At 71.2% G+C, this 18,032-nt stretch carries 14 protein-coding genes; 7 read left to right on the top strand and 7 right to left on the bottom strand.

Translation table 11 applies throughout. From position 1 onward, the window contains the following. The first annotated feature begins 30 nt into the window (after positions 1-30). Entirely contained in the window at positions 31-606 is a 576-nt protein-coding gene (locus IPH07_29425; GenBank protein MBK6921556.1) for a nucleotidyl transferase AbiEii/AbiGii toxin family protein, read from the top strand. Here the strand turns inward: IPH07_29425 and IPH07_29420 are convergent. From IPH07_29420 to IPH07_29410, 3 genes are read right to left on the bottom strand one after another with little or no spacing between them, the layout of a single operon-like run. Beyond that, the gene (locus tag IPH07_29420) at positions 603-2,243 is read right to left on the bottom strand and encodes an NAD(P)/FAD-dependent oxidoreductase (GenBank protein ID MBK6921555.1); all 1,641 of its coding nucleotides are present in this window, start codon (positions 2,241-2,243) and stop codon (positions 603-605) included. The two genes, IPH07_29425 and IPH07_29420, sit on opposite strands and share 4 nt — an antisense overlap. Then, on the bottom strand, positions 2,240-2,650 hold the full coding sequence (locus IPH07_29415) for a hypothetical protein (protein MBK6921554.1): 411 nt from the start codon (positions 2,648-2,650) through the stop codon (positions 2,240-2,242). The genes IPH07_29420 and IPH07_29415 overlap by 4 nt, the downstream gene beginning before the upstream one ends. Positions 2,651-2,703: 53 nt before the next feature. After that, positions 2,704-4,152: a thioredoxin domain-containing protein gene (locus tag IPH07_29410; GenBank protein ID MBK6921553.1), complete on the bottom strand. Its 1,449-nt coding sequence runs from the start codon at positions 4,150-4,152 to the stop codon at positions 2,704-2,706. Between the two features lie 253 nt (positions 4,153-4,405). Between IPH07_29410 and IPH07_29405 the strand changes: the two genes are divergently transcribed. Both IPH07_29405 and IPH07_29400 read left to right on the top strand, forming a co-directional pair. Next, complete coding sequence (locus IPH07_29405; protein MBK6921552.1) at positions 4,406-5,386, top strand: ABC transporter ATP-binding protein; 981 nt, start codon at positions 4,406-4,408, stop codon at positions 5,384-5,386. Positions 5,387-5,446: 60 nt separating this feature from the next. Further along, positions 5,447-6,862, top strand: coding sequence for a lamin tail domain-containing protein (locus tag IPH07_29400; GenBank protein MBK6921551.1), 1,416 nt, complete (start codon positions 5,447-5,449; stop codon positions 6,860-6,862). Positions 6,863-6,976: 114 nt separating this feature from the next. Here the strand turns inward: IPH07_29400 and IPH07_29395 are convergent, their stop codons facing one another. Beyond that, positions 6,977-7,747, bottom strand: a complete 771-nt coding sequence (locus IPH07_29395; GenBank protein MBK6921550.1) for a hypothetical protein — start codon at positions 7,745-7,747, stop codon at positions 6,977-6,979. 96 nt (positions 7,748-7,843) lie between these two features. Between IPH07_29395 and IPH07_29390 the strand changes: the two genes are divergently transcribed. Continuing rightward, on the top strand, positions 7,844-10,435 hold the full coding sequence (locus tag IPH07_29390) for a serine/threonine protein kinase (protein ID MBK6921549.1): 2,592 nt from the start codon (positions 7,844-7,846) through the stop codon (positions 10,433-10,435). A gap of 21 nt (positions 10,436-10,456) precedes the next feature. Here the strand turns inward: IPH07_29390 and IPH07_29385 are convergent, their stop codons facing one another. From IPH07_29385 to IPH07_29375, 3 genes are read right to left on the bottom strand one after another with little or no spacing between them, the layout of a single operon-like run. Next, positions 10,457-11,920 carry a response regulator gene (locus tag IPH07_29385; GenBank protein ID MBK6921548.1) on the bottom strand — a complete coding sequence of 488 codons (1,464 nt, stop codon included), beginning with the start codon at positions 11,918-11,920 and terminating at the stop codon, positions 10,457-10,459. Between the two features lie 8 nt (positions 11,921-11,928). Further along, positions 11,929-12,315: a response regulator gene (locus IPH07_29380; protein MBK6921547.1), complete on the bottom strand. Its 387-nt coding sequence runs from the start codon at positions 12,313-12,315 to the stop codon at positions 11,929-11,931. Further along, positions 12,312-13,475, bottom strand: a complete 1,164-nt coding sequence (locus IPH07_29375) for a histidine kinase (GenBank protein ID MBK6921546.1) — start codon at positions 13,473-13,475, stop codon at positions 12,312-12,314. The genes IPH07_29380 and IPH07_29375 overlap by 4 nt, the downstream gene beginning before the upstream one ends. 102 nt (positions 13,476-13,577) lie before the next feature. On the opposite strand from IPH07_29375, the gene IPH07_29370 reads away from it, so the two are divergent. The 3 genes from IPH07_29370 to IPH07_29360 all read left to right on the top strand — a co-directional run bounded on the left by IPH07_29370 (position 13,578) and on the right by IPH07_29360 (position 18,029). Continuing rightward, on the top strand, positions 13,578-14,006 hold the full coding sequence (locus tag IPH07_29370; protein ID MBK6921545.1) for a universal stress protein: 429 nt from the start codon (positions 13,578-13,580) through the stop codon (positions 14,004-14,006). Positions 14,007-14,087: 81 nt separating this feature from the next. Next, complete coding sequence (locus IPH07_29365) at positions 14,088-15,509, top strand: sigma-54-dependent Fis family transcriptional regulator (protein ID MBK6921544.1); 1,422 nt, start codon at positions 14,088-14,090, stop codon at positions 15,507-15,509. 42 nt (positions 15,510-15,551) lie between these two features. Next, entirely contained in the window at positions 15,552-18,029 is a 2,478-nt protein-coding gene (locus IPH07_29360) for a cation-translocating P-type ATPase (protein MBK6921543.1), read from the top strand. The last annotated feature ends 3 nt before the right edge of the window (positions 18,030-18,032 follow it).

The raw sequence follows: 18,032 nt of genomic DNA, 5'->3' as shown, positions 1-18,032 counted from the left end.
GACGCGAGTCCGCTTCGCGCTCTGTCGGAGATGGCCGAAACGCTCCGGCAGCTCGGCATCGACTTCAGCGTCGTCGGTGGGCTGGCGGTTTCGGTACGCGGTGAGGTGAGGACGACCCGTGACGTCGACATCGCCATCACGATCGATCAACGCGGGCTCGAAGACCTCATCGTCGAGCTGCGACAGCGGGGGTATGACATCTACAAGCTCGTCGAGCACGAGACTGCCGGTCGGACGGCCACGGTCCGATTGTTCGCGCCATCGGGTGTGCTCGTCGACATCATCGCCGCGAGTAGCGGCATCGAGGCCGACATCGTTGCCGCTGCCACCTCCATCACGATGGAGTCACTCGGGCCCGTGAAGGTCGCGTGTGCAGAGGACCTCCTGGCGATGAAGGTGCTCTCGCTCTCGCCACGACGGCCCCAGGACGCCGTCGACGCGCAAGTCTTGCTTCGTGCCAACCCGGATCTCGATCTCTCACGGGTGCGGATGTTGCTCGAACGAATCCGGGAGCGTGGGTACAGTCGCGGCCAGGATCTCTTCGGGAAGCTCGAACAGGTGATGGCTGCGGCCGGATACGACGGAGAGTCCCCGCGCGGGGCCTAACCGCGGCCCGGGCGGCTGCGGGTGGCGGTCGCGAGCCACCGGACGCTGCGCAGCGGCTCGGCGGCGACGGCCGCGAGCACGCCGCCCATCGCCGCTCCGATGACGCCGACGGTCGCGACCTCGGAGCCCGCGAAGAAGAGGCCGTCGATCGGCGCGCGTGGGCGCAGGGCCTCGGTCGCGAAGCGCTCGGGCGTCGGCGCGAGGCCGTAGATCGAGCCTCGCATCGGTCGCACGAAGTGATCGGTCGAGACCGGCGTCGAGAGCTCGCTGTAGGCGATGTGCTCGCGCAGCTGCGGCATGTGATCGAGCAGCTGCGCCAGCAGACGATCGTGCAGCCGCTGCTTGAGGGCCTCGTAGGCCTCGCCGCGCTTGCGCCACCGCAGGTCGCGATAGGGCGCGAAGCTCGACCAGGGCACGAAGGTCACGACCTCGGCGGTGTGCAGCTGCTCGGGGCCGGCGTCGTGGAGCGGATCCTTGAGCGAGGGGAACGAGCAATACAGCACCGGCGCCGGCGGCAGCGGATCGGGTCCGTCGATCTGCCACGCCTCTTGTTCGGAGCTCCAGTGCTCGTAGAACCACTTGTTGGCCGGCGAGGCTCCGGCGCGGCGGATGTCACCGCGCAGGCCGAGGTAGAGGCACACGTGGGCCGGTGCCGGCTCGAGCGCGGCGACGCTGCGGGCCCAGCTGGCGTGCTGCAGCTCTGCGGGTAGCAACCGTGTCACGGTCGAGGCGACGCCGGCCGCACTGATCACCCTCGGGCACGCGATGCGACGACCATCGGCGAGCTCGACCCCGGCCACGCGCCCGCGCTCGACGACGATCCGCGCGACGTCGGCGTGGATCATCGTGTGGCCGCCGGCGTCGGCGACCGTGCGCAGCAGCTCGCGGGCGATCGCCGCGGACCCACCGACAGGGTAGTAGCCGCCGTGGATGAAGTGGCGGGTGACGAGCGCCTGCATCGCGAACGACGCGCGACTGGGGGGCGCGCCGTAGTAGCCCCACTGCGAGGTGAGTACGCACGCGAGCTGCGGATCGTCGGTGAGCTCGGCGATGACGTCCTTCACGCGTCGCTGCAGCTGCACGTGGGCGGTGCGCGCGAGCGTACGCTCCGCCAGCGATGCGACCGCACCGCGGGGCAACAGCCGACTCGAGTAGTAGCCTTTCATCGCGCCGGCGACCTGACGCACCGCCGCGAGATAGCCATCGATCGCCTTGCGCTCGCGCGGGAACGCGGCCAGCAAGTTGTCGCGGAAGCCCTCGGGCGTGTCGGGAAAGTCGATGCGAAAGCCGTCACCGTCGGCGGCGTCGCGCGCAGGGTAGTGGAACTCGTCGTACACCGGCCCCAGCGACGCCCACTGCAAGCGGTCGTCGGTGATGGCCGCGAGCAGGCGGCCCGACATGCTGTGGCGTGTGACCTCGCCGACCGCATGCACGCCGACATCCCAGCTCCAGGCCTTGCGGCGAAACGTGTGCGTGAAGCCGCCGGGCACGTAGTGCTGCTCGAGCACGAGCACGCGCTTGCCGAGCTTGGCGAGCAGCGCGGCTGCGACCATGCCACCCATGCCCGAGCCGATGACGACGTAGTCCCAGCGCCCGTCGGGCAGGTGCTTGCTCCACGGCCTGCTGATCGGGTTCACGCCGGACCTCCGCTGCTGCTGCCCGAGCCGCCGCTCGAGCTCGACGCGCCGCTGCTCGAGCCGTCGCTGGAGCCCGAGCCATCGCCGCTCGACGAGCCATCGCCGCTCGACGAGCCTGCGTCGGTGGTGGTGCTCGAGCCGGCCTCGGTGGTGGTGGTGGTGCCCGAGGTGTCGCCGGTGCCCGAGCTGCCACCGTGGGTACCGCTGGTCGTCGAGCTACCCGCGTCGGTGGCGGTGTTGGTGACGACGCCGTCGGTGTCGTCGGGACACGCGCAGGTCTTCGGGCTGGGGTTGTCGCAGCGCGGCAGCAAGCACGCGATCGCCTCGGTGTCGCCGTTCGCGGCGCCCTCGTGGCCGCACGCGAGGAGGTGCACGGCGAGCAGCAGCGTCGACGAACGGGTTCGCATCGCCGGCGAAGGTGCCCGCGTACCGAGCCGCCGTCAAAGGAGAACTCGCGCGCTCACTCGATGGGTGTGCGGCACAGCGTGTCGTAGAGCTTCGCCGGCTCGACCCCGCGCTCGAGCGCCGTGGCGGCGCGCTCGAGCTCCTCTTCGATGACGAGGCGGAAGTGCAGCTCCGGCAGCGCGCCCTCGATGGGGCGGCCGTTGACGAAGTAGGCCGGGGTCCCGGTCACACCGAGCATCGCGCCCAGTGCGAGGTCGTCGTCGACCACCTGGTCGAGCTCGCGGCCCGCCATGTCGCGGCGGAATCGCTTCATGTCGAGGCCGATGCGCTTGGCGATGGTGTCGAGGGTGTCTTCGTCGAAGTGCGCGCGGGTCTCGTAGAGCGCGTCGTGGAAGGGCCAGAACTTGCCCTGCGCATCGGCGGCTGCGGCCGCCCGCGCGGCCACGAAGGCGTGGGAGTGGAACGGCAGCGGGTTGTGCTTGTGGACCAGGCGAATCTTCTCGCCGTAGCGCGCGCGCAACCGCGAGATGACGTCGTTGCCGCGGGCGCAGAAGGGGCACTCGAAGTCGCCGAACGCGACGATCGTCACCGGTGCGGTCGCGGGGCCGATCGCGGGCGACTTGCCGAGCGGCACCACGAACACGCCGTCGGGGTCGAGGCCGCGACGCTCGGTGTACTGCACGGCCGAGTAGCCGCCGTTGATCGCGTGGGCATAGAGGTCCGACGGCGCCACGCCCTGCGCGAGCCAGGTGTCTGCGAGCTCGAGTTCCTCGTCGACGATGCTCGACATCTCGCCGATCGGACGCGCGCCCGAGATCATGCGACCGTTGATGAAGAAGGTCGGCGTGCTGCTGACGCCGAGCTTGCGGGCCTGTCGCATGTCGCGGCGCACCTCGGGGCCCCACGCCAGCGCGTCGAGGTCCTTCGCGAGCGCCTCGGTGTCCATGCCGGCGTCGCGGGCGTAGTCGAACAGCCGCTCGAGATCGAGCCGCTGATCGGAGAACAGGCGATCGTGGAACTCCCAGAACTTGCCCTGCGACTGCGCGGTGCGGGCCGCAATCGCGGTCGGCAGCGCGGCGGAGTGGAAGTCGAGCGGGAACGCCTTGTAGGCGATGCGCACGCGACCCTCGTAGCGGTGCTCGAGCTCGCGCAGCGTGTGGTAGCCCTGCCGGCAGAAGCCGCACTCGAAGTCGCTGAACATCACCACGGTCACCGGCGCGTTGGGGTTGCCCCGCACCGGCGCATCGCCGACCTCGACCTTGAAGCGCTCGGTCTCGCCGATGGCTTCGCCTTCGCTGCCGAACGCGGGCAGGCCCGCGGCATCCTCCCCGCGGGCGTTGCCGGTGGTGGGGCCCTGCAGCGCACCGGGATCGCGGCGGCATCCGGCGGTGACGAGCATCGCCAGCAACGAGAACGTCGCGAGTCCGCCGCGGTATCGGGAGCAGACGCCGGCGTGGTGCCGTGGATCGTGCGGGACGGACGTCGCCGCCGTGGCTGTGGGCATCGCTCGCTCGGCCATCGTACGCATGAAGGTCTCAGGTTGTACGCCCCGGCCCGGCCCGGCGCCAGCGCTGGGTTCCCGTCGCAGACCGGATCCGGCGCGGTTTGACTGCTACGCTGCAGGGCAGAGGCACCGGAAACTTTCGGCGCCGTGGTGCGTCCCCAGCCAAGCGCCTCGGGCGGCGCCGCTGGCTCGACCGCCACGCCAGCCGGCAGCACCCGGCGCTCCGACTCGAGCACCCTGGACAGTCCCGCCGATGCAACAGGTCGAATGCCGCCAGATCCGCCACTCCTACGACGGTGTCCGCGACGCCGTCACCGGGCTCGATCTCACCATCAAGCGTGGTGAGGTGCTCGCACTCATCGGCCCCAACGGCGCCGGCAAGAGCACCACGTTGCGCATCCTCGCGACGCTGCAGCGGCCCGATGCCGGCAGTGTGCACTGGGACGGCCAGGACGCGTGGGCGCAGCGGCTCGAGATCCGCCGGCGCGTCGGCTTCCTGGGCGACGGCACGGCGCTGTACCCGACGATGACCGCCGCGGGGTACCTGCGCTTCTTCGCCGAGTGCTACGGCCAGGCCGACGATGTCGCGACCAAGCGCGTGGCCGAGCTGCTCGCGATGTTCGATCTCGCGAGCAAGGCCAACGCGCGCATCGGCGAGATGAGCAAGGGCATGCGGCAGCGCCTCGCGATCGCCCGCGCGATGATCCACGACCCCGAGCTGCTGCTGCTCGACGAGCCCGCCGATGGCCTCGATCCGCTCGCACGTCGACAGCTGCGCGACATCCTGCGGGCGGTCGCCGACCGCGGGGTCGGCATCGTGGTCAGCTCGCACATCCTGCGCGAGCTCGACGGCTTCGTCGACAGCGTGGCGCTGATCCAGAAGGGCAAGCTCGAGGTCCACGGCAGCGTCGACGACGTCATCGCGAAGTACGAGGTCGGACGTCGCCTGCACGAGGTCCACGTCACGCGCGGACTGCAGACCGCGATCGAGGTGCTGCGCAAGCACGAGGGCCTGGTCGAGCGCATCGAGCCGCTGCACAAGGGCGAGCCGCAGCCCGACCCCAAGACCGCCGATCGCGGCCTGCTCAAGGTCCGCATCCACGGCAGCGAAGAGCGAGCCGCGCACCTGCTGCGGGAGCTCGTGCTCGCCGACGTCGAGGTCATCGCCCTCGCGAAGGTTCGCAGCGACCTCGAGGACGTCTACCAGAGCATGGGCCGCGACGAGGTGAGCTGATCGATCGCGACCACGCTGCAACCGAGCGGCGGTCGTACCCGTCTGCTGCACGGCAACCCCGTGACGCGCGCGATCCCGTACTCCGCATTCCTCTCCCTCCCCCTCCTCGTGGCCGCTTGCGCCAGTGGCGACCAGGGGCGCACGACGGCCGGCGGCCTCGACGACTCGGCGGGCTCGTCGAGCAGCGACGGCGGATCCGCCGCGGCCAGCGGTGACTCCGACGCAGGCACGGTCGACAGCAGCGGCGCTGCGGCAACCGACACCACCGCGCCGGGCACCGACGACACCGCGACCGACACCTCGGCCTCGGCGAGTGCCGAGGGCTCGGGCAGCGAGGGCAGCTCGAGCGGCGGCGGGGCCGACGACGACACCATCTACGAGATCCAGGACGGTACGCTGGCGACCGGCACCGACGTCGACGTGCGCGGGGTCGTGGTGACCGGCGTGTCGGGCAACGCGTTCTTCGTGCAGGAGCCCGCGGGCGGCGAGTACAGCGGCGTCTACGTCTACGTGGGTGAGGTCCCGAGCGTGTCGGTGGGCGACGAGGTCGACATCCTCGGCGTCACCGCCGAGTTCGACGATCTCACGGAGATCGACGCCAGTGGCGGCAGTGTGACGGCGACCGGCACCACCGGCGTCGAGCTGACGCCGGACCTCGTCGACGCGGCCCAGCTGGGCGAGCCGTGGGAGGCCGTGCTCGTGCGGGTCGAGGACGAGCCGCTGGTGGTCGTCGCGCTGTCGGGGCAGGAGTTCGCCGTCGAAGCGGGCGGCGTCGAGGTCACCATCGACGACTTCCTCTACAGCGCGCCCGCCGACGATCTGTCGTTCCCGTCGTTCTGGTTCGACGCGGGCTTCACGGCGATCCAGGGCCCGCTCAACTTCTTCGACGGCGAGTTCAAGATCGCCCCACGCTCCGCCGCCGATCTCGAGGGCTACATCGAGGCCACCGATGCGCCCTTCGGCGTCGACGACCTGCTGCCGGGCGACCTCATCGTCACCGAGGTGATGGCCAACCCGACCTGCCCGCTCGACACCTGCGAGTGGATCGAGGTCTTCAACAACACCGACGCGGACATCAATCTCCAAGGCCTGCGGATCCAGGACGACGCCACCAACGAGGGCATCGTCGACGACATCGCGGTGGTCGGCCCTTCGTCGTACGCGGTGATCGCCTCGCACGACATGACGACGTGGCCGTACGCGGTCGCGGCGGACGGCTACTTCGGCACCTTGCCGTCGCTGACCAACACCGGCAACACCGTGGTGCTGCTCAACGCCTTCGACGTGCTCGACGAGATGGCCGCGTGGGGCAGCGCGCCGACCGGGCGCTCGTGGAGCCTCGACCCGTTCGCGCTCGACCCGGCCGACAACGACCTGGTCGGCAACTGGTGCTTCTCCGCCGACGCCCTGGTCGACGCCAACGTCGGCGGTGAGTACGGCACGCCGGGCGCCGCCAATGGCTTCGCCTGCGACTAGTACCTCGACACAGCGATTGTCCCTGTGTCGAGGTACTAGTACCTCGGATTGCCGGAGGCATGCCCCGACGCGGCCGCGCAGTGGTGTGCCGGGCCGCCCTGGCCGGGGCCGGCTTCAGCCGCCGGGGCAGATCACGACCAGGCCATCACCGCTCGGCTCACACGAGAACTCCGCGCACGGCCGGGCGGCGAGGCATTCGCAATCGGGCGTCTCGCCGCACGCGTCCGGGAGCGGCACGCACGTGAAACCATCGGGCGAGGGCAGCACGTCCGAGACGCTGTGCTGGCAGTAACTGGTGGCGGGATCGCAGAACTTGTAGCCGCACGGGAACAGGCCCGCGGGCGTGGTGCAGGCACCATCGACGTCGACGTCGACGCCCAGCAGCGCTGCGGAGCACTCGCCCGAGTAGACGATGCCGTCGCAGCCGCACACGGGATCTTCGACCAGCTCGGGACAGCCGTCGGGGATCGTCGTGCACTGCGGCTCGTCGACCCGAATGGCGCCGCAGGAGTTCATCACCCAGTCGCAGTATTGATCGGCGGCGCAATCCATCGCGCCGCAGGCGGCCGAGCCGGTCTCGCTGCCGGTGCCGCTATCGGAGGTCGCGGTGGAGGTCGCGGTGGTGGTCGCGGTGTCGGTCGCGGTGTCGGTGTCGGTGGTGCTGACCGTGGTGCTGGCGCTGGTGCCCGCGGAGGTGCTCGCGGAGGTCGAGGCCGTCGTCGAGGCGGTCGTGCTGGCCGTGGTGCCACCGCTGGTGTCGCTGCCGGTGTCGGCGGTGCTGTCCGCCGCGGTGCCGCCGTCATCGCCTCCGCAGGCGATGGCGAGCGTCAGCGCGAGGCACCAGGGCCGTGCGCGCGTCTGGCCGAGCGGTATCGATCGATGCAAAGTCTTCGAATCAAGTGAGTCCATACCGCTTGGAGTGTAGATCATCGGCGCGCGTTCCATTGCCGCGGCGGGCCGGACATACTGGCGGGTGAGCGCGTGACGGTGAACAGCGACGAGACCGCGGCGCCCGAAGGATCCCCCGATCCGGCGGCGGTGCCGACCCGCCGAGCGGTGAAGAAGGCCACGCCGTCGCCGACGCCGGAGCCGACCGCCACCGAGCGCCTCGCGGCCGACGCAGGCGACGGTGGCGCCGCGCCGCGGCCCGGCGATCGCCTGGGCCGCTACTTCGTACTCGAGCTGCTCGGCCGCGGTGGCATGGGCTCGGTCTACGCGGCGTTCGACCCGGCGCTCGAGCGACGGGTCGCGATCAAGCTGCTGCACACCCGCGGGAACCCTTCGGAGGACGAGCGCGCGCGCCTGCTGACCGAGGCCAAGGCGATGGCGAAGCTGTCGCATCCCAACGTCGTCACGGTCCACGAGGCCGCGGTCGATCGCGGGCGCGTGTACTTGGTGATGGAGTACGTCGCGGGGCGGACGCTGCGGGCATGGCTGGCGGAGCGCGAGCGCCCGTGGTCGGCGATCGTCGCGGTCTTTCGCGAGGCTGCGCTGGGCCTGGCGGCGGCCCACGCCGCCGGCATGATCCACCGCGACGTCAAGCCCGACAACATCCTCATCGGCAACGACGAGCGCGTGCGCATCACCGATTTCGGCGTCGCGCTCCCGGTCGGCAGCAGCCGTCGGACACGACAGCCTTCGGAGCCCGCATCGTCGTCGTCGGACGAATCGCTGGCGCTGAGCCTCACGACCGGCACGCCCGCGTACATGTCACCCGAGCAGCTGGCGGGCGAGCCGCTCGATGGTCGCTCGGATCAGTTCAGCCTCGCGGTCACGATCTTCGAGGCGTTGTGGCGCACGCGACCCTACGCCGCGCGCACGCGGGCCGAGCTGCGGAAGCTCTACCGCGCCGGCGTCGTGATCGCGACTCCGAGCGAGCCGGCGGTGCCACCCTGGCTGCGGCGGGTGCTGACCCGGGCGCTGTCGATCGCGCCGGAGGCCCGCTGGCCGTCGATGGCCGCGTTGGTGCGCCAGCTCGAGCTCGGCACCGCAACGCTGGCCCGCTCGCTGCGACCGTGGCTGCTGGCGTTGGTGCCCGCTGGCGTGGTGGCCGGCGCGATCATCGGTGGCAAGGTCGGCTCGGACGGTGCACCGCGGTGTGACGACGACGCGATGGCGGAGGTGTGGAGCGATGACGATCGTCGACGGCTCACCGTGCAGCTCGGCGGTGCGGGGGCCAGCTACGCCAGCGAGGCCGCGCTGACGGTCGCGCGCCTGCTCGACGATTACGTCGAGCAGTGGCGCGGCGCGGCGACCGAGGTCTGCGTCGCCCATCGCGACGGGGTCGAGTCGGACGCGCTCTTCGATCGGCGGCAGGCGTGCCTCGACGCGCGACGCCACGCCGTGGTCGCGCTGCTGCAGGTGTTCGAGGACGCGGCGGCCGACAGCTCGGGCCGCGCGATCGAGGCCGTGGATGCGCTGCCGCCGGTGCGTGAGTGCACCTCGCCGGCGCTGCTCGACGATCCGGTGTGGACGCTGCCCGACCGGCCCGATGCGCGCGCCCGCCACGGTGCCACCGTCGATGCGCTCGCCGCCGCCGACGCAATGTTCCGCGCCGGACGCTTCCACGACGGGCTGCGCGAGGCCGAATCGGCCGTCGAGCTGGCGCGCGGCCTCGACGACGAGCGGCTGCTGCCGCGGGCCCTGATGGCGCGCGAGCGCTATCAGGATCAGCTCGATGACGACGATGGCGCGTTCGCGTCGACACAGGAGGCCTGGGAGGCCGCGCTGCGCAGCGGGAGCACCGTCGACGCCATCGCGGCCGCCAACCGGCAGGTCGTGCAGCTGGGCTACGAGCAGCGGCAAGAGGCTGCCGCGCTGTCGCGTGTGCGCGACGCCGAAGGTCTCATCGCGCGACTGCGGCGTCACAACCCGGTGGTGGCCGACGAGCTCGAGAGCGAGCTGCAGCGGGCGCAGGGCCTGGTCGAGACCCGCTTCGGTCAGTGGGAGGCCGCGATCGGGCACCTCGGTCGCGCGGTCGAGCGCGTGCGCGCGGCGCCCGATCGCCACGACCTGCGACTGGCGGCCTACCTGACGTCGCTGGCCAACGCCGAGTTCGCCTCGCGACGCCACGACGACGCACTCGCGCACTACCGCGAGTCTCTTCGGCTGCAGGAGCTCACCTACGGCCCCGAGCACCCCGCGGTGGCGGGTGTGCTCAACAACATGGGCCTGCTGCTGCGCAACATGGATCGTGCGCACGCGGGGCGCGAGCTGCTGGAGCGGGCCTATCGCATCCAGGTGGCCGCGTTCGGCGAGGGGCACAGCAGCGCGCGCATGTCGGCGCGCAATCTCGGCTCGGTGCTGCATCAGCTGGGCAGTCCGGCAGCGGCGGTGCCGTACTGGGAGCGCGGGCTCGGGCGCGTGCCGGAATTCGAGGAGCACGACCACGCGGCGGCCCAGGCTGCGCTGCACTACGCCGACGATCTCGCGGCGATCGGTGACGACGCCCGCGCGCTCGAGATCCTGCGCGCGATGATCGACTTCGGGGCGACGCACCCCGGCTTCGCGCCGATGGTCACCCGCGCGCGTGCGGCGATCGACGCGGTCGAGACGTCCGCCGCAGCGCGCTAGCGGCCCCTCGTCCTTCGTGCCTCACGGCACGTGGCGCCGCAGCGCGATCACGACCTCGGTGCCACCGTTGCAGTTGACCTCGATGTGCCCGCCGTGGCGCTCCACCAGGCTGTGCACGATCGCCATGCCGAGGCCCGTGCCGCCCTCCTTGGTGGTGAAGAACGGCTCGAAGATGCGATGGAGATCGGTCGCGGGGATGCCAGGGCCGTCGTCGCGCACGCGGATGCGAGCGCCCGCGCCGTCGACCTCGACAGACACCAGTACGCGCGATTGCGCGGCCTCGATCGCGTTGCGCACCAAATTGAACGCGATCTGCTTGATCCGTTCGCCGTCGGCCTCGACGATGACCGCGTCCTGCGGGGCGTGCAGCTCGAGCGCGATGCCGCGTTCGCGGGCGACCGGCCGCTCGAGCTCGACCACCTGGGCCAGCACGTTCGCGAGATCGGTGTCGCGGGCCTGCAGCGCGGCCGGGCGGGCGAACTGCAAGAACTCCGTGACCAGTCGCGACAGCCGCGCGAGCTCCTCGCGGACCAGCCCGATGGGCTCGAGCATGGTGCCGGCTCGCTCGGCGTCGACGACCTTGAGCAGCCGTCGCTCGAGCAGCTGCAGCTGCAGCGTGGCGGCGTTGAGGGGATTGCGGATCTCGTGGGCGAGACCCGCGGAGACCGTGCCGACCGCGGCGAGCTTCTCGGCCAGCGAGGTGCGCCGCTCGAGCGCGCGGGTCTCGGTGAGGTCGAGGCCCGAGGCGTACATGCGGAACCCGTCGCGGCCGGCGGCGCCGGCGAGGCGCCAGCGGATCACCCGCTCCTCGACGTGGCTGCCGTGCTGTCGCAACACCCGGCCCTCGAACGATGCGCCCATGCCCGCACGCACCTGGCTGTAGGCCTCGAGCAGCGCGGGTCGATCGCGGGGCGGCACGTAGCTCGCCCACGCCTGGCCGATCAAGGTCTCGACCGGCGTGAGCAACACGGCGGCGACCGCCGGATTGGCGTCGATGACGTTGCCGTCGCCGTCGAGCACCAGCAGTAGCGCGGCGACGGTGTCGACCAGCGTACGCAGCTCGTCCTCGCGTCGTTCGAGCTCGCGCTGTAGCGCTGCCGTGCGTCGGACGAGCGCGACCTGTGCGCACGCGCGCGAGACGGTGGCGTGCAGATCGACGCTGTCGAAGGGCTTGAGCACGTACGCATATGCGCCCTCGCGCACGGCCTCGATGGCGTCGTCGATCGATGCGTGGCCCGTGATGAGCACGACGGCCGTGGCGGGGTCGAGCGCGTGCAGGCGGGGCAGCAGTGACATGCCGGTGCTGTCGGGCAGCCGCACGTCCACCAACGCCACGTCGCAGCCGGCGGCCGCGACCTCGAGGCCGTCGGCCGCGGTGCCGGCCAGCGCCACCGTCGCGCCGTCGATCTCGAGGATCTCCCGCAGGTTGTCCGCGAGGTCGGCTTGGTCGTCGATGACGACGATGCGTGCGCCCGCGAGGCTCATGGCGGCGCCTACGGGACGCCGCCCGGTGGTTCACGGTCGAGCTGGCCGCGGACCAGCAGGATCAGCTTGCCGGGATCGACCGGCTTCGCGACCACCGTGGTGACACCCGCGCGCTGCGCCGTGTCGATGTGCAGCTCGCCCGCGAACGCGGTCATCACGACGATCGGCGTGGTCGCCGAGCGCTGGCGGACTGCCTCGACCACCGCGAGCCCGTCGCCGGGCGACATGCGCAGGTCGGTGATCACCAGGTCGAAGTCGCTCTCTCGCAGACGGGCGATGGCCGCGTTGCCGCAGTGGGCGATGGCACACTCGTAGCCCTCGTCGCTCAAGACCTCGCCGAGGTTCTCGGCCAAGTCCTCGTTGTCATCGACGATCAGGACCGATCCAGGGCTCATGATTCCGGGGCGATCTGCGCCTCCCGGGATGGTAGCAGCAGGCGAACGAGCGCGCCGCCGCCGGTCGCATTCTCGGCCTGCGCGCGCCCGCGATGGCGCTCTGCCACGCTGCGCACCAACGCCAGGCCCAGGCCCACACCGCTGGCGCGGGTGGTCACCAGGGGTTCGAACACCTTGGGGAGAACCTCGGGGTCGAAGCCCGGCCCGTCATCTTGGACCACGATCGCGTTGAAGTCCGCGTCGTGGGGCGCGATCTGGATCGTGATCGCGCCGCGGTTGCGGCCGATCGCGTGCGCCGCGTTGACGACGAGGTTGATGATGGCCTGTTCGAGCAGGCCGGCGTCCGCGTGCAGCAGGAGGCCCGGGGTCACCTCGACACGCACCTCGATGCCATCGAGGGTCGACATCATCGCGAGCGCGTTGTTGACCACCGTCTTGGCTTCGACGGGGGCGAATCGCGGGGGCCGCGACTTGGCCAGCTCGAGCAGCGCGGTCACGATGCGGTTGCAGCTGCGGACCTGGTTGACGATCTTGTCGAGGTGCCGCTGGCCGCGGTCGTCGTCGACCAGGCGGCGCAGGATGTACGCGGACGACTCGATCACACCCAGCGGGTTGCGCAGGTCGTGGCCGATGCTGGCCGCGACCATGCCGATGGTCGCCAGACGCTCGTTGCGACGCAGCTCGTCGTCGGAGTCGATGCGATAGGTCTGCAGCATGATCGCCAGCTCGATGTCGAGCAGCCGATCGATCGAGACGATCGCCGCCTCGCGTCCCGCGCGATCCTCTGCGAGCTCCTCTCGCAGGGTCGCGTGGTAGTCCTGCCGCATCACGCCGATCGCGGTGACCATGTACTGCTGCGGCAGACCGATCTCGACGTGCTTGCGACCGATGCGAGCGCGGCGCTCGAAAAACGCCTCGTCCCAGGGCCCGCGCAGGCCCGAGTCCATCCACGCCACGAGGGTCCGCTTGAGCCGCTGGACCTGGGCATCGCCGCCGGTGATCGCCGAGTGGGCGCCATCGTGACGCAGGATGCAGGCATAGAAGTGATCGGCGATCGACTCGAAGTGCTGCGACAGCATCGGGTGCAGGGATCGCAGCCGCTCCCCGTCCGCCTCGCCGAAGCCGATGTACGCCTGGATGTCCTCGAGGAACTGGGCCACGACGCCCGCCAGCATCGTCCAAACGGCGGTCTGACCAGGGCGCATTTTTTGCGCATCGCGCCCGTCTTGGCCCGGCGCGGGCGACTGCCATAGTCGCAGGCGATGTACCGCACCATCCTCGTCGCCCTCGACGGGTCGCAGCGCGAGCCCGATGTCTTTCGCACCGCGGTGAGCCTCGCGCAGAAGCTCGGCGCCACGTTGCACGCCTGTCGGGCGGTGACGATCCCAGTCGGGCTGCCCGACGCGGTGTGGAGCATGTCGATGGCGCAGCTCGACGTCGCGCTGGTCGAGGAGGCCGAGCGCGGCCTGACCCGCCGGCTCGCGGACGCCGAAGGCCTCGCGGTCACCAAGCACGTCCGCATGGGTCAGCCCGCCGACGTGGTCTGCGACGTCGCCAAGGAGATCGCTGCCGAGCTGGTGGTGATCGGCTCGCACGGCTACGGCACGCTCGAGCGGCTGCTCGGCACCACCGCCAGCAAGATCGTGCATCGGTGTCCGGCGAACGTGCTCGTGGTGCGGTCTCCGCAATAGTTGCGTTGCGGGGGGTCTGCCGCAAGAGTTGCCGGCAAGCGTGATTGCCCGATGCGTCGGGCGCTGGGAGAGATCAGGACCATGACCGAGCAGTCCAACGTGCAGGGTGCGAGCATTCTGGTGGTCGATGACGAGCCCGCGGCTCGCTCGGCGCTGGTCGAACTGCTGCGCGAAGAGGGCTTCGTCGTGCGCAGCGCGGCGGACGGCTTCAAGGCACTCGGTCAGCTCGACGACTGGACCCCCGATCTCATCGTCACCGACGTGAAGATGCCGGGCATGGACGGCATCGAGCTGATGAAGAAGGTGCGCGAGCGCTTCGAGGGCACCGGGGTGGTCGTGATGACCGCCTACGGCTCGGTCGAGCACGCGGTCTCGGCCATGCAGCTGGGTGCCGACGACTACCTCACCAAGCCGGTGCACTTTCCCGAGCTGTTGGTGGTCGTGCGTCGGGTGCTGGCGAGCTACGAGCTGCGCCGCGAGAACGTGCGCCTGAAGACCGCGCTGGTCGGCGAGGGCATCGCGCCCGGGCTCGAGTGGATCGGCCAGTCGAAGCAGTCGCGCGAGCTGCTGGGGTTGGTGCGGCAGGTGGCCGACTCCGACGCTTCGGTGCTGATCCTCGGCGAGAGCGGCACCGGCAAGGAGCTGGTCGCGCGGGCGTTGCACGCGTGGAGCCGCCGCAAGCAAGCCCCGTTCGTGGCGGTGCACTGTGCGGCCCTCAACGAGGGCGTGCTCGAGAGCGAGCTGTTCGGCCACGAGAAGGGCGCGTTCACCGGCGCGACCGCGCGACGCGACGGCCGCTTCCTCAAGGCCGACGGTGGCACCCTGCTGCTCGACGAGGTCGGCGACATTCCGATGTCGACGCAGGTCAAGCTGCTGCGCGTGCTGCAGGAGCGGCAGTTCGAGCCGGTCGGCTCCGACACGCCCGTCAGCGTCGACGTGCGCGTGATCGCCTCGACCCACCGCGACCTGCATCGCGAGGTCCGCGAGGGCCGCTTCCGCGAGGACCTCTTCTACCGGCTCAACGTCATCACGCTGCGCACGCCGCCGCTGGCCCAGCGCCGCGAGGACATCCCGGCGTTGTCGATGCACTTCCTCGAGCGCTACGCGAGCAAGAGCCGCAAGCTCATCCGCGGCTTCTCGGACCGCGCGCTCCGGGTGCTGCTCAGCGCCGATTGGCCGGGCAACGTGCGCCAGCTCGAGAACTGCATCGAGCGCGCCGTGGTCCTGTGCCAGGGGCACGAGATCGAGCCGCGACACCTGCCGCGTGACATCATGGTCCACGCGCGCATGGGCGACGAGACCCCGCCGATCCCGGGCTCGTCGATGGCCGACATCGAGAAGTTCGCGATCCTCAAGACCCTCGAGCACGTCCGCGGCAGCACCAGCAAGGCCGCCGAGATTCTCGGGATCTCGCCGCGCAAGATCCAGTACCGCCTGGCGGAGTATCGCGGCGAGTCGCCCCCGGCCGGCAGCGAGCACGATGGCAGCCGCGCGTCCGACTGAGTCGGCGGCGCTTCGGCGCCTGGCGATGATAGTCTGCGCAGCGTGAACGACCGTCCGACGCTGGCCTCCGCCACCGTGGCAGGCGGCGGATCGGATGTCGCCCGCGGGCTGAGCACCGACGCCGCCCGGGCCGCGTTGCTGCGGGTCGGCCCCAACGAGATCACGCGCCAGGCCGCGACCCCACGCTGGCGGATGTTCGCCGCGCAGTTCGCCAGCGCGCTGGTGCTCATCCTCATCGCGGCCGCCGGGGTCTCGGTCGCGGTCGGGGCCTACGACGACGCCGTCGCCATCACCCTCATCGTGCTGGTCAACGGCGTGATCGGCTACGTGCAGGAGTCGCGCGCGGAGCGGGCCCTCATGGCGCTGCGCTCGATGACCGCCGCGCGGGCCTCGGTGCTGCGCGACGGCGTCGGGCGGTTGATCCCGGCGATCGAGATCGTGCCCGACGACATCCTGTTGCTGCAGCCCGGCGACGTCGTGGCCGCCGACGCGCGCGTGCTCGAGGCTGCGTCGCTGTCGGTGGTGGAGTCGGTGCTGACCGGCGAGAGCCAGCCGGTCGAGAAGTCGCCGACCGCGATCGCCGACGATGCACCGATCGCCGAGCGCACCGATCGCGTGTTCATGGGCACGACGGTCGCGACCGGCACCGCACGGGCGCAGGTGATCGCGACCGCGATGGCGACCGAGCTGGGCAAGATCGCCCACCTGCTCGCGCAGACCGAGGTGGGCGAGACGCCGCTGCAGAAGCGGCTGTCGGCGCTCGGCCGCGTGCTGCTGTACGCAACCGTCGTGCTGGTCGCGCTGGTCGGCGCGCTGGGTTGGTGGCGGGGACTGCCGTGGTTCGACGTGCTGCTCACGACGGTGTCGCTCGCGGTGTCGGCGGTGCCCGAGGGCCTACCGGCGGTGGTCACCGTCGCGATGGCTGTCGGCGTGCGGCGCTTGTCGGCGCGACGCGTGCTCGTGCGACGGCTGTCGACGGTGGAGACGCTCGGCTGCGCGACCACGATCTGCACCGACAAGACCGGCACGCTCACCACCGGCGTGATGACGCTGCGCGAGCAGCGGGGGCCCGACGCCGAGGCGCTGTTGTTCGCGGCCGCGGCGTGCTGTGACGCCGAGCTCGACGACGACGGCGGCGTCGGCGACCCCACCGAGATCGCCATCCTTCGAGCGGCCGCCGAGCGCGGCATTCGTCGCGGCGACATCGAACGCGAGCGCCCGCGCGTGCGCACCATGCCGTTCGACACCGAGCGTCGGCGCATGGCGGTGTGGCGCGACGATGGGCGGGTCTACGTCAAGGGCGCGGTCGAGTCGGTGCAGGCGTCGTGCGCGAGCGTGCTGCCCGAGCTCGAGGCTGCGGTCGAGGCCATGGCCGGTCGGGGCCTGCGGGTGCTCGCGGTCGCGACCGGCGAGGGGGACGACGACGCCGGCTTGACCATGCTGGGCCTGGTCGGGCTCGCCGATGCGCCGCGAGCCGAGGCGTTGGCGGCGGTGCGCGCGGCCCAGCGGGCCGGCGTCCACGTCGTGATGATCACCGGCGATCATGCGCTGACGGCCGAGGCGATCGCGCGCGAGCTCGGCATCGTCGAGGCCGGCCGCGGGGTCGAGGACACGGTGTTCGCCCGGCGCACCGCGGCCGACAAGACCGCGATCGTCCGACGGCTCCGCGAGCACGGCGAGGTGGTGGCCATGACCGGCGACGGGGTCAACGACGCGCCGTCGATCCGCGAGGCCGACATCGGCATCGCCATGGGCAAGGGCGCCACGGAGGTGACGCGCGAGGCCGCCGACATGGTCCTGGTCGACGACGACCTGGGCGGGGTCGTGACCGCGATCCGCGAGGGGCGCGTGGTCTACGACAACATCCGCAAGACCGTGATCTACCTGCTGTCGGGCAACGCCGCCGGGCTGGTCATGATGCTGGTCGCCGCGATCGTCGGGTGGCCGCTGCCGCTGCTGCCGCTGCAGCTGCTGTGGCTCAACATCATGTGCGAGCCGCTGCCGGGCATCGCGCTGGCCATCGATCCGGCCGACGACGACGTGATGTTGCGGCCGCCACGTGACCCGCGATCGCCGTTGCTGGGCCGCGAGGCGTGGTTGGACATCGCCTGGGTCGCGGGGATGCACGCCGCCGTCGGACTCGGCGCCTTCGCGTGGGGCCTGCACCACGGCGATGTCGAGCTCGCGCGCACGCTGGCGTTCTCCAGCCTCGTGTTCGGCGTGTTGTTGCGTGCCTTCGCCGCCCGCAGCCGCGACAAGCTGCTGTGGGAGGTGGGCTGGTCGCGCAACGTCGTGCTCGTGGTGGTGGTGGCGGTGTCGATCGGGCTGCAGCTGGGCCTGCACGCCTGGTCGCAGACGCGCGCGTGGTTCGAGCTGGCGCCGATGACCACGCTCGAGGTGCTGGCGCTGCTCGGACTTGGATTCGTGCCGGTATCGGCGGTCGAGCTGAGCAAGCTGGTGCGCCGTGGCTGGCGTGGCGCCGGGTCGAGCGACGCGCCGCCGTCCGCTGCCGGGGACTAGAGA

Source organism: Deltaproteobacteria bacterium (genome assembly GCA_016709225.1).
GTDB classification, from domain to species: Bacteria; Myxococcota_A; Polyangia; order Nannocystales; family Nannocystaceae; genus Xiheibacterium; species Xiheibacterium phototrophicum.
This window is presented reverse-complemented; position numbering and strand designations above follow the sequence as displayed.